Origin of the sequence: Pedobacter paludis (assembly GCF_003173575.1) — a bacterium.
GTDB classification, from domain to species: Bacteria; Bacteroidota; Bacteroidia; order Sphingobacteriales; family Sphingobacteriaceae; genus Pedobacter; species Pedobacter paludis.
The window spans coordinates 697,799-715,836 of sequence record NZ_QGNY01000001.1 but is presented as its reverse complement, the minus strand read 5'-3'; the positions used below and the strand labels follow the sequence as shown (position 1 = coordinate 715,836).

The 18,038-nt window shown below is 36.6% G+C and carries 19 protein-coding genes; 14 read left to right on the top strand and 5 right to left on the bottom strand.

The annotated features are described in order from the left end of the window. Nucleotides 1-27 precede the first annotated feature (27 nt). Both DF947_RS03065 and DF947_RS03060 read left to right on the top strand, forming a co-directional pair. Nucleotides 28-753 (top strand): menaquinone biosynthetic enzyme MqnA/MqnD family protein, encoded by a 726-nt coding sequence (locus DF947_RS03065; protein WP_109928197.1) that lies wholly within the window; start codon nt 28-30, stop codon nt 751-753. 57 nt (nt 754-810) lie between these two features. Then, nucleotides 811-1,587 carry a Fic family protein gene (locus DF947_RS03060; RefSeq protein ID WP_109928196.1) on the top strand — a complete coding sequence of 259 codons (777 nt, stop codon included), beginning with the start codon at nt 811-813 and terminating at the stop codon, nt 1,585-1,587. 120 nt (nt 1,588-1,707) lie between these two features. Here the strand turns inward: DF947_RS03060 and DF947_RS03055 are convergent, their stop codons facing one another. After that, complete coding sequence (locus DF947_RS03055; protein ID WP_109928195.1) at nt 1,708-2,022, bottom strand: HPF/RaiA family ribosome-associated protein; 315 nt, start codon at nt 2,020-2,022, stop codon at nt 1,708-1,710. 384 nt (nt 2,023-2,406) lie between these two features. On the opposite strand from DF947_RS03055, the gene mutS reads away from it, so the two are divergent. The 4 genes from mutS (at nt 2,407) to DF947_RS03035 (ending at nt 6,767) form a co-directional block, all read left to right on the top strand. Continuing rightward, nucleotides 2,407-4,986 (top strand): DNA mismatch repair protein MutS, encoded by a 2,580-nt coding sequence (gene mutS, locus DF947_RS03050; RefSeq protein WP_240615311.1) that lies wholly within the window; start codon nt 2,407-2,409, stop codon nt 4,984-4,986. A gap of 71 nt (nt 4,987-5,057) precedes the next feature. Then, nucleotides 5,058-5,555: a C40 family peptidase gene (locus DF947_RS03045; RefSeq protein WP_109928193.1), complete on the top strand. Its 498-nt coding sequence runs from the start codon at nt 5,058-5,060 to the stop codon at nt 5,553-5,555. Nucleotides 5,556-5,687: 132 nt separating this feature from the next. Further along, a complete protein-coding gene (locus tag DF947_RS03040) occupies nt 5,688-6,155 on the top strand; it encodes a TlpA disulfide reductase family protein (protein ID WP_109928508.1) in 468 nt (155 codons plus the stop codon). Between the two features lie 6 nt (nt 6,156-6,161). Continuing rightward, nucleotides 6,162-6,767: a thioredoxin family protein gene (locus tag DF947_RS03035; protein ID WP_109928192.1), complete on the top strand. Its 606-nt coding sequence runs from the start codon at nt 6,162-6,164 to the stop codon at nt 6,765-6,767. Nucleotides 6,768-6,928: 161 nt separating this feature from the next. Here the strand turns inward: DF947_RS03035 and DF947_RS03030 are convergent, their stop codons facing one another. The 3 genes from DF947_RS03030 to DF947_RS03020 form a co-directional block, all read right to left on the bottom strand. Further along, the gene (locus DF947_RS03030) at nt 6,929-7,780 is read right to left on the bottom strand and encodes an SDR family NAD(P)-dependent oxidoreductase (protein WP_109928507.1); all 852 of its coding nucleotides are present in this window, start codon (nt 7,778-7,780) and stop codon (nt 6,929-6,931) included. A 141-nt stretch (nt 7,781-7,921) separates the two neighbouring features. Next, complete coding sequence (locus DF947_RS03025) at nt 7,922-8,755, bottom strand: SDR family NAD(P)-dependent oxidoreductase (RefSeq protein ID WP_109928191.1); 834 nt, start codon at nt 8,753-8,755, stop codon at nt 7,922-7,924. A gap of 82 nt (nt 8,756-8,837) precedes the next feature. Next, entirely contained in the window at nt 8,838-9,749 is a 912-nt protein-coding gene (locus tag DF947_RS03020) for a helix-turn-helix domain-containing protein (protein WP_109928190.1), read from the bottom strand. Nucleotides 9,750-9,994: 245 nt separating this feature from the next. Here DF947_RS03020 and DF947_RS03015 point away from each other — a divergent pair, with 245 nt between their 5' ends. Genes DF947_RS03015 through fabF form a run of 5 tightly spaced genes read left to right on the top strand, consistent with a single transcriptional unit; the run spans nt 9,995 to nt 13,387 of the window. Then, nucleotides 9,995-10,582 (top strand): TetR/AcrR family transcriptional regulator, encoded by a 588-nt coding sequence (locus tag DF947_RS03015; protein WP_109928189.1) that lies wholly within the window; start codon nt 9,995-9,997, stop codon nt 10,580-10,582. Between the two features lie 39 nt (nt 10,583-10,621). Next, complete coding sequence (locus DF947_RS03010; protein WP_109928188.1) at nt 10,622-11,107, top strand: PaaI family thioesterase; 486 nt, start codon at nt 10,622-10,624, stop codon at nt 11,105-11,107. An 11-nt stretch (nt 11,108-11,118) separates the two neighbouring features. Continuing rightward, a complete protein-coding gene (locus DF947_RS03005; RefSeq protein WP_109928506.1) occupies nt 11,119-11,886 on the top strand; it encodes an SDR family oxidoreductase in 768 nt (255 codons plus the stop codon). 11 nt (nt 11,887-11,897) lie between these two features. Beyond that, a complete protein-coding gene (locus DF947_RS03000) occupies nt 11,898-12,131 on the top strand; it encodes a DUF2798 domain-containing protein (RefSeq protein WP_109928187.1) in 234 nt (77 codons plus the stop codon). Beyond that, the gene (gene fabF / locus DF947_RS02995) at nt 12,128-13,387 is read left to right on the top strand and encodes a beta-ketoacyl-ACP synthase II (protein ID WP_109928186.1); all 1,260 of its coding nucleotides are present in this window, start codon (nt 12,128-12,130) and stop codon (nt 13,385-13,387) included. The genes DF947_RS03000 and fabF overlap by 4 nt, the downstream gene beginning before the upstream one ends. Before the next feature lie 65 nt (nt 13,388-13,452). Here fabF and DF947_RS02990 read toward each other — a convergent pair whose 3' ends face one another. Continuing rightward, on the bottom strand, nt 13,453-14,100 hold the full coding sequence (locus DF947_RS02990; RefSeq protein ID WP_109928185.1) for a YceH family protein: 648 nt from the start codon (nt 14,098-14,100) through the stop codon (nt 13,453-13,455). A 172-nt stretch (nt 14,101-14,272) separates the two neighbouring features. Between DF947_RS02990 and DF947_RS02985 the strand changes: the two genes are divergently transcribed. The 3 genes from DF947_RS02985 to DF947_RS02975 are packed head-to-tail and all read left to right on the top strand — an operon-like array spanning nt 14,273 to nt 18,002. Then, nucleotides 14,273-14,896 (top strand): (2Fe-2S)-binding protein, encoded by a 624-nt coding sequence (locus DF947_RS02985; RefSeq protein ID WP_109928184.1) that lies wholly within the window; start codon nt 14,273-14,275, stop codon nt 14,894-14,896. Continuing rightward, nucleotides 14,893-15,876 (top strand): FAD binding domain-containing protein, encoded by a 984-nt coding sequence (locus tag DF947_RS02980; RefSeq protein ID WP_109928183.1) that lies wholly within the window; start codon nt 14,893-14,895, stop codon nt 15,874-15,876. The genes DF947_RS02985 and DF947_RS02980 overlap by 4 nt, the downstream gene beginning before the upstream one ends. Nucleotides 15,877-15,878: 2 nt before the next feature. Beyond that, nucleotides 15,879-18,002 (top strand): xanthine dehydrogenase family protein molybdopterin-binding subunit, encoded by a 2,124-nt coding sequence (locus DF947_RS02975; RefSeq protein WP_109928182.1) that lies wholly within the window; start codon nt 15,879-15,881, stop codon nt 18,000-18,002. The last annotated feature ends 36 nt before the right edge of the window (nt 18,003-18,038 follow it).

The window sequence follows — 18,038 nt, the reverse complement described above, 5'->3', positions numbered from 1 at the left end:
ATACTTTAAAACATTAAAATAATACCATTGAATAAGATAAAAATATCGGCTGTTGCTTACACCAATACCAAAGCTTTTATATACGGTTTAGAACATTCCGAAATCATTAACAAAATAGATTTAAGTTTAGATATTCCATCAGATTGTGCGGCTAAAGTAATTAGTGGTCAGGTAGATATAGGTTTAATGCCTGTAGCTGCAATTCCCTTAGTTCCAAATGCCAATATTGTTGCCGATTATTGTATCGGGAGCGATGGTGCTGTAAATTCAGTATTCATTTTTAGTGATGTTCCCGTTGAAGAAATCAAAACCTTAAGACTGGATTCCCATTCTAGAACTTCGAATAATCTCGCCAAAGTATTGCTTAAATTTTATTGGAAGCAGGAAGTAGAGTTTACAACCGATCCAAATGCAAAAGCTGATGCTATTGTGTTAATAGGTGATAGAACTTTCGGTAAAAAGGATGACTACGCTTTTGCTTATGATATGGGTGAGGAGTGGAAAAACTTTACCGGATTACCATTTATGTATGCTGCCTGGGTGGCGAATAAAGAAATTTCACAAGCCTTTAAAGATGAATTTAATGATGCTTTAAAGTTTGGCTTAGCACATAGAAATGAGGTTTTACAAGATTTACCTAAAACCAATAATTTCGATTTGGAAGATTATTTGTATCACAAGCTTCAATTTGAAGTAACGGAGGATCGAAAAAAGGCATTGCAACTATTTTTAGGTTATATTAAGCAACTTTAAACGGAATAGTTTTTTACAAAATCTAATGCTAAATTAGCTTGAAATCTATTTGCAATAATGCTTGATGAACTGAAAATTATACCTATAGAATTACTTGAGGATTATTATTCGCAAGTTGATGATGATTTGCAGGCGAAATTTGATGGCTTACAGGATGCAGAAATTTCTACAAGCGCATTCAGCTTTTATACTTCAGTTTCTTCAGTTTATTCGAGCAAAATAGAGGGTGAGGATATTGAGCTTGATTCTTATATAAAACATAAACGATTTGGGATTGAGTTTTTACCTGATTATACAAAGAAAATTGATGATTTATATTCCGCTTACGATTTTGCAAATGGAAATTTATTAAACGAAGAAAATCTTTCAGCGGCTCATCGGTTATTAAGTAAGCATATTGTTGCCAAAAATTACCAAGGAAAATTTAGAATGAGCAATATGTATGTTTCTACTCCTGATGGACGTATAGAATATTTTGCAGTTTCCCCGTTCAAACTTGAAGAAGAAATGGGAAAATTTTATAACGATTTAAGTATTTTGCTCTATTTAAAATTAAATATAAAAGAAGTTTTCTTTTTTGCCTCCATGATTCATTTGGTCTTTGTGAAAATACATCCTTTTAATGATGGAAACGGCCGTATGGGAAGATTAATTGAAAAATGGTTTTTGGCTCAGAAATTAGGCGCAAAAGCTTGGTTCATGCAATCTGAGAAGATGTATTACGAAAATCATCTTAGGTACTACCAAAATTTAAGAGCTTTAGGTTTGGAATATGAAGAACTCGATTATAAAAAAGCTCTGCCATTTTTATTAATGTTGCCAAAATCGATTTAAGATCGGAATTACGATAAAAGGGGTTGCTTCATATTAAATCTGTCATTCTGAGCCTGTCGAAGGACTTTTCAAAGTTATATTGAAGCGTTTCGACAAGCTCAACGTGACAAAATTGTAATTTTAATGCGTTTTTAATTTCCCTGCAATCGTGTCCAGTTTACTTTTCAACTTTGTTAAGGCGCCTGTAATGGCTAAATCGTAAGTATTGCCTAAATTGGTGACTGCTATTGGTTCCTTTCCAGAAATTCTAGCTTCTAACAAACAACGTTTATCATCCAAGCCATCTTTATTGCCGTTTTCATCAGATAAATGAACTTCTAATCTTGTTATTAAATCGTTAAATCTGCTTAATGCTTCAGTAATTTGAGTTTGTATCTTGTCTTCGTATTCTTGATGGATCGTTAAACTCTTGTCGGTATTCAGTTGAATCGTCATGATAAAAATATTAGGTTAAATTATATTGGAGTAACAGATAGACTTAAGAAACGTTTTTGGATATCTACATTTAATTATAAGCGATTGGTTATTAGGGTACTTTCATTTTAAACCTGATAGGAACGGGCACGGAGTGAAACGAAGTAAAGTGTATAGCAGGACTGTAGCATCCGAAAAGTACAGAACCGTTTGTTTTCTGATATAGGTTATCTGTTTAATTGCAAGAATCGGTTAACTGTTCAATTGGCCATGATCCAATTAATAAATAACAATCTTTCAACTTTTCAACAAAACAGTCGGTAGAATGGGTAATCGTGCTATCTTTATAGCTTTTGCAAATTAATTTCAGTTTTGGCTAAAGACACGAATAAAGAAACCCCGTTAATGCAACAATACAACGCAATTAAAGCGAAGTATCCGGGTGCACTTTTACTTTTTAGGGTTGGAGATTTTTATGAAACCTTTGGTGAGGATGCCATAAAAACTTCTCAGATTTTAGGTATTGTATTAACAAGAAGAGGGACTGGGCCAAATGGCGGTGCTTTAGAGCTCGCTGGTTTTCCCCATCATTCTTTAGATAATTATTTATCGAAATTGGTAAGGGCAGGACAACGCGTGGCCATTTGCGATCAGCTTGAAGATCCTAAGACAACCAAAACGATTGTTAAACGTGGGGTAACGGAATTGGTAACGCCGGGCGTGGCCTATGGCGATAATATTTTAAATCAAAAATCAAACAACTATTTAGCTTCTGTTTTCTTTGATAAAACCCAGTTAGGGGTTTCATTTTTAGATATTTCGACAGGGGAATTTATGATTGCCCAAGGAAATAGCGATTACATTGATAAACTTTTACAGGGTTTTAAGCCTACGGAAGTGATACTTCAAAAATCTAAGCGCCAGAATTTTATAGAGCAATTTGGTGATCGATTTTACACTTTTGGATTGGATGAGTGGCCTTATACTTCTGATTATGCCGAAGAAACCTTAACTAAACATTTTGATGTAACATCATTAAAAGGTTTCGGAATTGAGCGTTTACAAAGCGGAATTATTGCTGCTGGCGTTATACTGCACTATCTGGGAGAAACCGAGCATAGAAACTTGCAGCATATAACTTCCATTAGTAGGATTGAGGAAGACCGTTATATGTGGCTTGACCGCTTTACCATTCGTAATCTGGAATTGGTGAATTCTGCAAATGATAATGCTGTAACGCTGTTCGATATTTTGGATCACACCTGCACCCCAATGGGCGCCCGTTTGCTCCAAAAGTGGATTATTATGCCATTAAAAGAGCTAAAGCCTATTGAAGAACGATTAGGAATGGTTGATTTTTTTGTTAAACATGAAGATCTTCAGCAGGAATTTTTAACGCATATTAAACAGATTGGTGATTTAGAAAGATTGATTTCCAAGGTTGGTTTGCAACGTGTTGGTCCGAGGGAACTGGTGGCGCTGAAAAGGGCTTTAACGCATATTGAGGCGGTTAAAAATCTTGCATCGAACTCTAAAAACCCCTTTCTAATTAAAATAGCTGATCAGTTAAATCCATGTTTGGCCATTCGAGAAAGGATTGAAAAAGAATTACAGCCCGAACCACCGGCTTTATTGATAAAAGGAAATGTGATAAATGATGGAATTGATGAAGATTTAGACCGCTTGCGGAAAATTGCTTTCGGGGGTAAGGATTATTTGGTGCAGATTCAAAAACGCGAGGCTGAAGCAACCGGAATCCCATCGTTAAAAATTTCATTTAACAACGTTTTTGGATACTATTTAGAAGTTACCCACACGCACAAGGATAAAGTGCCCGAAGGTTGGATCCGCAAGCAAACTTTGGTTAACGCAGAGCGATACATTACTCCAGAACTTAAGGAATATGAGGAACAGATTTTAGGTGCCGAGGAAAAGATTCAGGCCATCGAAATCCGTTTGTATAATGAATTGATGTACGAAACGGCAAGTTACATCAAACCGATTCAGCTCGATTCATTTTTAATTGCTCAGTTGGATTGTTTATTGTGTTTCGCTCAGTTGGCAGAAAAAAACCACTATGTTAAACCTAGTGTAAATAAAGAAAAAGTACTCGATATTAAGGGTGGTCGCCATCCGGTTATCGAAAAGCAATTGCCTGTAGGGCAGGAGTACATCACCAATGATGTTTATCTGGATACGGATTCGCAACAAATCATCATGATTACTGGCCCCAATATGGCAGGTAAATCAGCAATTTTAAGACAAACCGCCTTAATTGTCTTGATGGCGCAGATGGGAAGTTTTGTGCCTGCTAAAGCGGCTGATGTGGGTTTGGTAGATAAGATTTTTACCCGTGTAGGTGCATCTGATAACATATCTTCTGGAGAAAGTACGTTCATGGTTGAAATGAATGAAACGGCCAGTATATTAAATAACATTTCTGATAACAGTTTAATATTGTTGGATGAAATCGGTCGCGGAACGAGCACTTACGATGGGATTTCGATTGCCTGGGCCATTGCAGAATTTTTGCATCAGCATCCAACATCTAGGCCAAAGACTTTGTTTGCCACGCACTATCACGAATTAAATGAGCTGGCGAATACCATGCCCCGCATTAAAAACTTCAATGTTTCAGTTAAGGAAATGTCCAATAAAGTTATTTTCTTAAGGAAATTGGTTCCCGGTGGAAGTGAGCATAGTTTCGGTATCCATGTAGCAAAAATGGCTGGTATGCCACCAAAATTAATTGGCAGAGCAAACGAAATTTTAAAGAAACTGGAAATTGATAGGACTGAAGGACAGAGTATTAAGGACAGTATTAAGAAAGTTCAAAATCAGGCTTACCAGTTACAGATGTTTGCAATTGATGATCCTGTGTTGGTTAAAATTAGAGATACACTAAATAATTTAGATGTAAATGCGTTAACACCTGTAGAGGCTTTGCTTAAATTGGATGAAATTCAGAGATTGATTAAGAATTAGGTTTTTACAGTGTAAATCTGCCACGGAGATACATTAACACGGGATTTTTCTGGCAAAGCAAAAGAAGCATAATGATAAAAACGAAACATTCTTTTTGGCTAGTTTTAATATTCTCACTCCTTATAACGGCTTGTGGTTCTAGAAAATATGCTGTAAAAAGTGATACGAAGGCATCTAAAGCTGCTGATGCAATGGCAAATTTAAAAAGCAAACAGCTTTATAAATTCATTACCGATTGGACAGGTGTAAAATATCGTTTTGGTGGTTTGGATAAAAACGGAATTGATTGCTCTGGTTTTACTTTTTTGTTAGAGAAAGAAATTTATGGTGTAACATTACCCCGAATTTCCCGCGATCAAGCCAAAGCCGTGAATAAAAAAAGCATCGATAATTTAAAAGAGGGCGATTTGGTTTTCTTCTCTTTTGGAGGAAATGATGTTGACCATGTAGGCGTTTACCTGAATAATGGCTTTTTTGTACATGCAAGCACCAACAGAGGTGTAATTGTTGATGATCTGAATTTACCTGCTTATCAAAGGGTTTTAGTTAAATCGGGTTCTGTTAATTAATATTCCGTTGGTTGAAACCAACGGCAATTAATGATTGCAGAGCTTATTCTATATTCATTTCATCGCAGTCTGCTTTATCTTACTGTAAAGATAATTTTCAAACCAAAACCTCATAATATTCGTTATAAAACCATGCGTATATTTTTTATAATCTGCTTAACTTTAATTACTTATTCGAGTAGTGCACAGGTGAAGTTGCTTACGCTTGATGATTTGGAAAAACGCATTGCGCAAGGAAAAGATACAACGTATGTAATAAACTTTTGGGCAACCTGGTGTTCGCCTTGCGTTGCCGAATTGCCAAATTTTGAGAAACTGCGGGTGGCTAATTTAAAAAAGCCGGTTAAAGTTCTTCTTGTAAGTTTAGATTTTAAGTCAAAACTTCAAAAAGAAGTTATTCCATTTGTTAAAAAAAATAACATCAAAGCAGAGGTTTTCCTTTTAAATGAGCAAGACCAACAGCAGTATATAGAAAGAATTGACAAAAAATGGTCGGGGGCAATACCTGCAACTTTGTTTGTGAATAAAAAGGTAAGGCAATTTTATGAAAAGGAATTTACTGAGGAGGAACTGAAAAGCACTTTGTTAAACTTAAAATAGATTATTATGAAAAATTTATTTCTAATTGGTTTTATGCTGGTTTCGGGCTTTGCCATTGCGCAAACTGAAGGCTATAAAGTTGGTGATGTAGTTAAAGATTTCGCTTTGAAAAATGTTAATTCGAAAAACGTCTCTCTCGCAGATTACAAAGATGCCAAAGGATATATTGTAGTTTTTACCTGCAACACTTGTCCTGTGGCTAAAGGATATCAGGAACGTGTTTCAGCGCTAAATAGCGCTTATGCAAGTAAAGGCTATCCCGTTATTGCTATAAATCCTAATGATGCAGGTACAGTACCTGATGAAAGTTTTGAGAAAATGCAGGCTTTGGCTAAAGAAAAGAATTTTAGCTTTCCATATTTGTTAGACCCCAACCATATCGTTACGAAACAGTTCGGTGCTTTAAAAACTCCTCATGTATTTGTGCTCAGTAAATCGGAAAAAGGAAATGTTGTAGAATATATCGGGGCTATTGATAATGATGCAGAAGGCGAAAACCCTGATAAAATTAATTATGTTCAAAATGCCATCAGCGATTTATCAGTAGGTAAAAAACCAGCTGTCACATTAACTAAAGCGGTTGGTTGTAGTATAAAATGGAAAAAGGGATAATTGCTTATCCCTCTTAGGTAATTGTTATTCTGAATGTAATGAAGAATCGCTCTTTTTGTTCGCATTTTCATTAAAATAATGCCCGACCAAAATATTTGAGCCGTTAAGGTTTTTATTGCTTTGTGGGAGATTCTTCGTACCTCGCAATAACGTTATACAGATTAAGCCTCGACCTCATCAAAATTTGTTGCAGTTGCTAAAGCTTTCCACGCTTCCATATCTTGTTGCACATCAGCAATCTTTAAATTTGCTACGTGATAAGCATCCGGACCTAAAAACAAGTGTAATGGCGGGTGCTCACTTTCAGCAGCTGCAATAATTACATCACAACCCTTGGCTGGATCTCCGGGTTGCTGATTGTTAATATCATTTTGATGTGCGTTTTGAGAATCGCGGACCTCTTTATAAGCATCAATTGGATTTGTTGGAACAGCGAGTGAACCAGAAGTTAAAAACTCAGTTCTGAAATAACCTGGCTCAACAACTGTTGCTTTAATCCCAAATGATTTTACCTCAGCAGCTAACGATTCTGTAAAACCCGCAACTGCAAATTTAGTGGCGCAATAAATTCCAAAACCAGGAAAATTTCCAGAGAAGCCTCCGATTGAAGAGATGTTGAAAATGTGCCCTGATTGCTGTTTCCTCATCTGCGGAAGTAATTTTCTGATCACATTTAAAGATCCAAATACATTCACATCAAAGTTTTCACGAGATTCTTGGTCGCTTAATTCTTCAAGGGCGCCAATCATTCCATAGCCAGCATTGTTTACTACAACATCTACTTGACCGAATTTACTAATTGTTTTATTTACAGCAGTTTCTACACTTTCTTCGCTCATTAAATCTACTGATAATGGCAAAAAGTTATCATTGTCTCCAACGGCTTTTGATAAATCGTTTACACTTCTTGAAGTTGCAGCAACCCGATTTCCTTTGCTTAATAGTTTTTTAACTAATGTTAATCCTAGGCCTTTTGAGGCGCCTGTTACAAACCATACTTTTTTATTTTCCATGATTTTTTGTTTTTTAAATGTTAATAGTTTTTGTTGTTGCGTGGCACGAAGTTCCAAATCACCGACTGCGTTATAATCTTAATGCTCGAGCTAAGAATTATAGTTGAAGAGATTGCTTCGTGCCTCGCAATGACGAGTAGTTTAGAAATCAGTCGAAATCGTTATTGCTTTCCAATCCTGATATTCTTTTGTGAGCGCTTCGGTTTTCGCAGACGCCCTCGCCAAAGCATCGTTACCTAATAATAAATGAATTGGGGGATTCGGCATGCTTGCCAAAGAAATCATTGCAGCTGCAGCTTTTTCCGGATCGCCTGCTTGTTCGCCATCCATTTTTAAATATTTGGCATGTACAGCACGAACGTCCTCATAAGCGTCTATTGGGTTTTTGGCAAGTACCAAAGATTCTTGGGTAAGGAAACTTGTTCTAAAAGCGCCTGGCGCCACAACGGTTACTTTTATTCCAAATTCTTTAACGTCTTCGGCCAAAACTTCAGATAGCGCAATTACAGCTGCTTTGGTAGCCGAATACACCGACCAACCCGTTGCGCCAGCTATTCCGGCAATTGATGCAATGTTGATAATGTGGCCGGAACCTTGAGTTCGCAAATGTGGGCTCGCTTTTCTAATTACATTTAATGTTCCGAAAACATTAACGTCAAAGCTCTGTCTTGTTTCTTCATCGGTAAGTTCTTCTATACTTCCACCAATGCCATAGCCTGCATTATTTATAATCACATCTATTTTCCCGAATTGAGCTATGGTAGCATTAATTGCATGTTCTACGCTTAATTCGTCGCTTAGGTTTACAGTTAATGGAAGAAATTTTTCCGAATTGGAATTTACAGCTTTAGTTAAATCGTTAATGTTTCTGGATGTTGCTGCAACAGATTGTCCGGCTTTTAATAATTGATTTACTAAACTAAGGCCTAATCCCTTAGAGGCACCTGTAACAAACCAAACTTTTTTAATTCCCATAATTTTATCCTTTTTGTTAGAACAAAATTACATCACAAACTAAAATCTATTATTACGTGAATCAAACTGATGATTACGAAATTCAAACAATTCGATAAGAAGTAGGTGTGTGGTTGGTTAATTTTTTGAAAAAGTTATTAAAATGGGTAGGTTCCTCAAAGCCCAAACAGTACCCGATTTCAGAGATATTCCAATCTGTATGCTTAAGTAGAGCCTTAGCCTCGCTTAATAAACGTTCCGTAATATAATGTGTTGTTGTTCTTCCCGTAGTTTCTTTAATCGCTCGGTTAAGGTGGTTTACATGTACTGAAAGCTGCGAAGCGTAATCTTTAGCAGAGCGCATTGTGAATCTTTGAGCTGGATTTTCAATAGGGAACTGTCGTTCTAAAAGTTCGGTAAAAACAGATGTAATTCTAGAATTTGCGTCTGGATGTTTGTATAAAACTTCAGAAGGATTTGTTTTAAGTGCAAAGTGTGTAATTTCAGTAATGTAGTTTCTAAGCAAGTCGTACTTATAAATGTAATCGCTGTTGATTTCATCAAGCATTTTCGAAAAAACGAGCGATACATGGGCATCTTGTTCTTCGTTTAAAACATATGCGGGTTTTCCTCCAACTGCAAACATGGGCAAATCGCCAATATTACCTCTAATTTTTTCGGTAAAAAAAGCTTCGGTAAAAATGCAGAAAAAACCTCTAACGTCACTCATTTTTCCACTTGCCAACTCCCAGGTGTATGGCACTAGCGGATTAAAAAACATCAATGCCGTACCATTAATTTCAACACTTTTATCTGCATAGTGATATATGTTATGACCTCGGTTTAAGGCGATTTTATAGTAATCTCTTCTGCTGTAACTCATTGGTGGCTTATCGTCACCAATACAATCTTCCATTCTAAAAACATTAAAATGTCCGATGTCTTTTTGCAAACTGTCTGGCAAAAAATCAAATTTCTTTTGATAAAATTCTTCTATGGATTCTGACTTACTCATAAATCAAAGTTACAAAATTCAAACTAATAAAGAAATCGTCGTATTAACCATACCAGAAAAATCTTTTTTACACTATGCTTACCCATCTTCATGCTGAATTTTAACAGATAGATGGTAGCATTTAGGCATGATGACTAGAATGTATATGAATGATTTCCCCCAAATTAAAAATACATTACCATGATAAATTAATTTGGAATTAATATACCGATTGGTATATATTTGTACTGTCTAATTAAAAGATCATGACCAAGGCAGAAAGAACAAGGAATTTCATTGTAGAGAAAACGGCACCCATTTTTAATATGAAGGGTTATGCCGGCACCTCTTTAAATGATATTACTGCTGCCACAGGCTTAACAAAAGGAAGTATTTACGGCAACTTTGCAAATAAAGATGAAGTTGCCCTTGCAGCATTTGATTATAATTTTCAGAACAATGTTTCAAAAATCGAAGCAGAGATAAGGAAACAGGATTCCACGAAAGGAAAACTTCTGGCCTATGTAAATATCTATCAAAGCTTTTTGGTTGGTGGCATATCTCAAGGTGGTTGCCCGATTCTGAATACCGCTATTGATGCTGATGATACACATCCAGCATTACGTGAAAAGGTTTTAAAAGCTGTTCTGTCCTGGAAAAAAAGTATCATCAAATTAGTAGAAGAGGGAATTAAAACTCAAGAAATTAAAGATGATAATAATCCTGAACAAATTGCATTAACAGTTATTGCTATGATAGAAGGCGGAATAATGATATCCAGGCTCACCAATAAACTGGAAAACTGGAATCTTATTATGGACTCCCTAAAAAAGTACATCAATAGTTTAGGCTAATTTTTTTTAATTAAAAAATATACCGTTTGGTATTTAAATATGAAAAGAACCAGATTAATAGAATGGGAAGACCCAATGAAAGGGGCAAAAGAAGCATTAACTATAAGTGGAATTGAATATTTAAAAGCAATGAGTGATGCTAAATTTCCTTTGCCACCATTGTTATATACGCTTGATTTTAGTGTTACTACTATTGAAAGCGGAAATGTGGTCTTCGAATTCACCCCACAAGAATTTCACTACAATCCAATAGGTACAGTTCATGGCGGTGTAATTTCTGCCGTTTTGGATTCAGCAATGGGATGCTCCGTTCATTCTCTTTTGCCTGCCGGAAAAGGCTATACAACGCTAGAGCTTAAAGTAAATTTCTTAAAAGCCGTTACCATAAAAACCGGTAAATTAAAAACAATTGGTAAGGTAATTAATCTAGGTGGTCGAACAGCTTTGGTAGAAGCTCAGCTTATTGATGATGACAATATAATTTATGCTCATGCTGTGAGCACATGTTTAATCTTAAAATTTTAAAAAATCATATAATGAAAACATCACAAAATACCGTTTTACTCATCGGCGGAACTGCTGGTATCGGTTTAGAAATAGCAAAACAATTAACCGCATTGAATAATCATGTTATCATAACAGGAAGAAATAAAGAACGATTGGATGCCGTAAACGCAACACTTCAAAATGTAACAACAATTGTTTCTGATGTTAGCAAGGCAGCAGATGTTGAACAATTGGTAAATCGTGTAAAAGCAGATTTTCCTCAATTAAATATGGTCATCAATAATGCAGGCAGAGCAATTGTTTACAACTTGGCTGATAACGATCAGGATGCTTTTGCCAATGCTGAAGATGAAATGTTAACGAATTATTTATCCATCATCAGAATTAACCAAAAATTACTGCCCATTTTAAAACATCAAGAAGAATCAGCAATTATAAATGTTTCATCGGTTGTGGCCTATGTACCAGGTGTTACCTTGCCAACTTACGCTGCCAGTAAGGCAGCTTTACATTCATACACAACCTCGCTTAGATTAAGCTTGGAAGAAACCAATGTTAAGGTTTTCGAACTAATGCCTCCATTGGTCGATACTGAGTTTTCAAAAGAAATTGGTGGCCATAATGGAATTAAGCCATCTGTTGTTGCTGATGAATTTATTGCTGCCTTAACTAAGGATGAATTTGAAATTCGAGTTGGTGATACTGCAAAAATTTATGAACTGTTTCGCCAATCGCCTTCAGATGCATTAAATGTAATGAACGCGAACAGAAAAGCTTGGGTAGCATCTGTAAAGTAAGGTATAACTGGATGAGAAAGAAAATAGCATTTGCGTTTATTATGGCAATATTTACAACAGGTATTGTAACTTTTGCAGCAATAAGTGTGAATTTAGGTTTTACAACAGGCTTTATAAGGATTTGGTTAAAATCGTGGGGGATTTCTTATGTAGTTGCCATTCCTGCTATTTTGTTTATTGCCCCTAAAGTTGAATCAATGGTCGATTATCTTTTTATGGAGAAAGACAAAAAAATAATAAAATGAAACGAGTAGTCGTAACCGGTTTGGGTGCAATAACACCTTTAGGTAATACAATAGAGAGTTTTTGGGCGAAGATTGTTGAGGGTAAAAGTGGGGTTGGGCCAATTACAAAATTTGATAGCAGTAAATTTAAAACTCATTTTGCTAGTGAGGTAAAAGATTTTAATCCAGAATTGTTTTTAGATAAAAAGGAAATTAGAAAGTTTGATCTTTTTACGCAATATGCCATTGCTTCGAGCGATCAGGCTATAAAAGATTCTGGACTAGATTTTACTTTGATGACCGATGACCAGCTTGCTGAAGTCGGCGTAATTTGGGCAACAGGAAATGGTGGAATAACGACCTTCGAATCTCAGTTAGAAGAATTTCATCAGGGCGATGGAACACCAAGATTTAGTCCGTTTTTCATTCCTAAAATGATTGTTGATATTGCAGCAGGCGCAATTTCAATTCGACATAAATTGCGTGGCCCAAATTATTGCACAGTCTCTGCTTGTGCATCCTCAAATACAGCAATTATAAATGCTTTTGATACCATACGCTTGGGTAAGGCCAATATTATGATTGCCGGAGGATCTGAAGCCGCAATCACGAAATCGTCGGTTGGTGGTTTCAATGCATCTCAGGCATTATCAAAAAGAAATGATGATCCTCAATCCGCTTCTAGACCTTTTGATGCCGATCGCGATGGTTTTGTAATGGGAGATGGTGCTGGAGCATTAATTCTTGAGGATTTGGATCATGCTTTAAATCGTGGAGCAAATATTTATGCCGAAATTGTTGGAGGCGGAATGGCTGCGGATGCTTATCATTTAACGGGTACTCCTCCTGATGGAATCGGGGCCGCTTTGGGAATGACCAAAGCTTTAAAGGATGCTGGGATAAATGCGGATAAAATCGATTACATAAATGCGCATGCAACTTCTACAGGTTTAGGCGATTTGAGTGAATTAAATGCCATTAAAACCGTATTTGAAGGCTTGCCTGTTGTTATCGGAGCAACAAAATCCATGACAGGGCACTTACTGGGCGCTGCCGGAGCTGTGGAAAGTTTAATCAGTATTCTTTCCATTAAAGAGGGAATTATACCGCCAACCATTAATACGTTAAATCTCGATCCAAGTATTCCTGAAGGATTAAACATCATTTTAGGGAAAGCAATCAAGAAGGAAATCAACTATGTTTTAAACAATACATTTGGTTTTGGCGGACACGTAGCAAGTACGATTTTTAAAAAATACAAAAGCGGATCATTCTAAAAAAGGGTCAGTTTTTTTAACTTTATTAAATATTGCAGGTTTAGATAATACTCAGGTTTATTTAACTATTTGTCCATTAATAAATTTATTAATTCTTTTAGCTCATCAATTTCCTGCTCTAATTTCGTAACTCTATTTTCCAATTCAGAAGAATGAGGTTGCTCAGCAGTAACGATTTCACGCTCATGTTCGATTATTTCTGGTTGATCACCTAATAAATGAATAAACCGAGCTTCTTTCTGCCCAGGTTTTTTAGCCAATTGCTTTACAAATGAAAGTTCTTCATCTGATAATTTTTGAAGTTGCTCAAGTACTTCTTCGATGCTTTCAAACTCATATAACCTGCCAGAATTGCTATTGATCTCGCCGGGAGTTAAGGGTCCGCGTAAAAGTAAAAGGCAGAGAATAGAAAGTTCTGATGGAACTAAGGGGTAAACGATTCCAAGATTATGTTTATATTTAATTACTCTGCTTGAACCGCCTGTCGCAGTGGAGATTAAACCTTTAATTTTTAATGAATTTAATGTTAATGTAACCGTTTCCTCATCATAATTTACTACAGGATTTCTAGAGCTTTTTTGATTGCAAGCAGCCGTTAAGCTGTTTAAAGTCATTGGGTAATAATCGGGCGTTGTTCTGCTTTTTTCAATTAGCGAACCCAAAACACGTTGTTCTTCTGCAGATAAATTGGGTATTGGTTTTATATCTTCCATTTGCTAAAAATAGAAATTGAGTTTACATTTTCGAAATTATTTTTCGATTAGCCAATAGCTATCTTACATTAAAATATTACTCAATAGAATTATTCTAAATTTCTTAATCACTGTGTTTTAAGCATTATGTTTCCGAACTTAGAAAAGGATAACCATCTCTAAAATATTTCTTATGCATTCTTCCGATAACAAAAAAAACTCAGGCGATAGCAGGCGTGATTTTCTTAAAAAGAGTTCGTTAATTACTGCTGTAGCATTAACGCCCTCTGTAGCCATGAAAGCAGCAGAAAGTCAAGCAGATGAAAAGTTTGCAGAGCTTTTTGAAAAAATTCCACTCAACATAACAGTTAATAATAAAGCTTATAAAGCTTCAATAGAGCCTCGAGTAACGCTCTTGGATTACTTACGTGAAGAGCTTCATTTAACAGGAACAAAAAAAGGATGTGATCACGGTCAATGTGGTGCTTGCACCGTACATGTTGATGGCGCAAGGATAAATTCCTGCTTAAGTCTTGCTGTAATGAACGAGGGTAAAAAAATTACAACAATTGAAGGATTGGCGAAAGGAGAAGAATTGCATCCAATGCAGCAAGCTTTTATTAAGCACGATGGTTTCCAGTGCGGCTATTGTACATCGGGCCAAATCATGTCGGCAGTTGCGTGTGTAAGAGAAGGACATACAAACAGTCGTGCAGAAATAAGCGAATATATGAGTGGAAATATTTGCAGATGTGGTGCTTATCCAAATATTGTTGATGCAATAGTTGAAGTAAAAGAAGGAGGAATGAACGTATGATCAATTTTCAATACCTACGAACAACTTCTGCCAAATCTGCATTAGCACTATTGCAAAAGGATAAAAATTCTAAATTTATTGCTGGTGGAACCAATTTGATCGATTTAATGAAAAGGGGTGTAACTGCTCCTGAAAAATTAATAGATATAAATCATGTTCCGTTAAAGCAAATCGAATTAATAGGTACAAAAATCCATATTGGAGCATTGGCAACCAATTCGGCAGTGGCCGATCATGCTTTAATCAAAGAAAAACTCCCATTGCTTTCTTGGGCCTTACAAGCCGGAGCTTCTGCACAGCTTAGAAATGTTGCTACAGTTGGCGGAAATATGATGCAAAGAACGCGTTGTGGTTATTTTTATGATACAGAAATGCCTTGTAATAAACGTGAAGCAGGATCTGGATGTGGTGCATTGGAAGGCTTTAACAGAATGCATGCTATTTTTGGTACTTCTGATAAATGTATTGCTGTGCACCCGAGTGATATGTGTGTTGCTTTGGTAGCGTTAGATGCGGAAGTTGTTTTATTAGGGCCTAAAGGAGAGAGAAAAATTTTATTTAAAGATTTTCATCGTCTTGCAGGAGATACCCCTCAGTTAGACAATAATTTAAAGCCTGATGAAATGATCGTTAGGGTAGAGATCCCTTTAAATAATTTGGCTAAACATTCATATTATTTAAAAGTGAGAGATCGAGCGTCATATGCGTTCGCTTTGGTTTCTGTAGCTGCTGGATTGGAGCTTGAGGATAATAAAATTCTCAGTGCTCATTTAGCAATGGGCGGAGTTGCACATAAACCATGGAGATTAACCAAGGCCGAAGAATTTTTAAAGGGAAAAGAAGCAACTGAAGAAAATTTTGCGCAGGCTGCAAAGCTATCTATGGAAAATGCGAAAGGATTTGGAGAAAATAACTTTAAGCTCAAACTTGCTCCAAATACAATTATTGAGGCTTTAAATCTTGCAAAACGAAAAGCGTAATTATGGAAAATCGAATTTTAAAAGACGAAAATGATCGTGTAGATGGATTTTTGAAGGTTACAGGGGGTGCTAAATATTTTGCAGAATATGAATTGCCCGGTTTAACATATGGGGTTTTAGTTACGAGTACAATTACGAAAGGAAAAATAACTTCGTTAGATACAAAGGCGGCCGAAAAAGCACCTGGGGTAATTGCTGTGCTTTCGCATTTAAATAAACCTTCTGCGCCTGCGTACGAACAGGAAGGCGGATCACAAATGAAAATTTTCTATACCGATAAAATTTTTTACAATGGTCAACCAATTGCGATTGTTGTGGCAAATACTTTCGAAAGAGCAACTTATGCTGCTTCTTTGGTTAAAACAAGCTATGCAAAAGAAGATTTTAATACCAATTTAGACAAAGCAATAAAGGATCCTAAAGCTAAAAAATTACAAGGCCAGCCCGATTATAAACGCGGTGTAGAAAATGCATATAAAACGGCAGAAATTAAAATAGAGCAACAATATATTTTACCAATCGAAACACATAATCCAATGGAATTGCATGGGATTATAGCAGACTGGCGACCAGCGAATAAAGTTACTGTTTACGCAAAAACACAGGGCGTAAAGGCTACGCAGGGTACTATTGCAAACGTTTTTAAAATTCCGATTGAGAATATTCAGGTAAATTCTGAGTTTGTAGGCGGTGGTTTCGGAATGGGCTTAAAAACCTGGCCATTGGAGATTGCCACTGTAATGGCTTCAAAGCATGTTGGTAAGCCTGTAAAACTTGTAATTACCAGAATGCAAATGTTTACAATGGTTGGCAATCGCCCTACAGCAATACAAAAAGTAGGTTTGGGCGCCACGAAGGATGGAAAGTTAACGGGAATAACCCATACGGCATTTGGAGAAAGTGCTACGTACGAGAACTTTACCGAGGGTGTGGTTAATATGGCGAAGTTTATGTATCAATGTGATAATGTAAATACATCATACACCATTGTTCCGGTAGACTTAGGTGTTCCAATTTGGATGCGAGGACCCGGGGAAGCCACAGGTGCTTTTGCTCTTGAAAGTGCCATAGATGAGATGGCGCATGAACTGGATATGGATCCTTTAGATTTTAGAATTAAAAATGATCCAGAAATGGATCAACAGAAAAACAAGCCATTCTCCAGTAAAAACATAAAGGAAGCCTATAAATTAGGCGCAGCAAAAATTGGTTGGAGCGAAAGAAAAAATAAACCTGGAAGTTTGGTTGAAGGACCATGGCAAACCGGTTATGGCGTTAGCGTTGGGGTATTTAATGCAAATAGAGGGAAAGCAAGTGTTAAAGGAACGCTTAAAGCAGATGGAACTTTATTGCTTCAAAGTGCTACAAGTGATATTGGTCCCGGAACAGGTACTGGAATGGGCTTAATCGCCAGTAAATTACTAAATATCCCAACAAATAAAATAACATTCGAATTGGGCGATTCATCTCTGCCGCCTGCACCAAGCCAAGGTGGCTCTGCAACGTTATCAACTATTGGTTCAGCGGTAAATGATGTCTGTTTAGCTCTAAAATCAACAATTGCCGAGCTTGCCGCAAACTCCAATATGGATGCTACCTCCAATTTTGTTGATGTCCTTAAGAAAAACAAACTTCCTTCTGTTGAAATAACCAAGGAAAGCCAAAGTGGAAAAGAACGCGACAATTACTCCATGTACTCTTTTTCAATTCACTTTGTACAGGTAAAAGTTCATAAACTAACTGGGGTTGTGAAGGTGAGCAAAATTGTTTCCGTAGGAGATTCGGGTAAAATTGTGAGTCCGAAAACAGCGAGAAGCCAAATGGTTGGCGGAGCGGTAGGAGGAATTGGAATGGCACTTACAGAGGAAGCCATTTTAGATCATCGTTACGGAAGATACATCAACAACAACTTTGCCGATTACCATGTGCCAGTTAATGCAGATGTTCCAGAAATTGACGTGATTTTTATTGATAAGCCAGATTTTTTGGTTAACCCAATGGGTGCAAAAGGAATGGGCGAAATTGCTTTAATCGGTTTCTCTGCAGCTGTAGCGAACGCAGTTTTTAATGCGACTGGAAAAAGGATTCGGACATTACCAATCACTCCAGATAAGATTCTTGCTTAAATTATCGGCTTCAAACAAAAAAAGCGAACCACATTG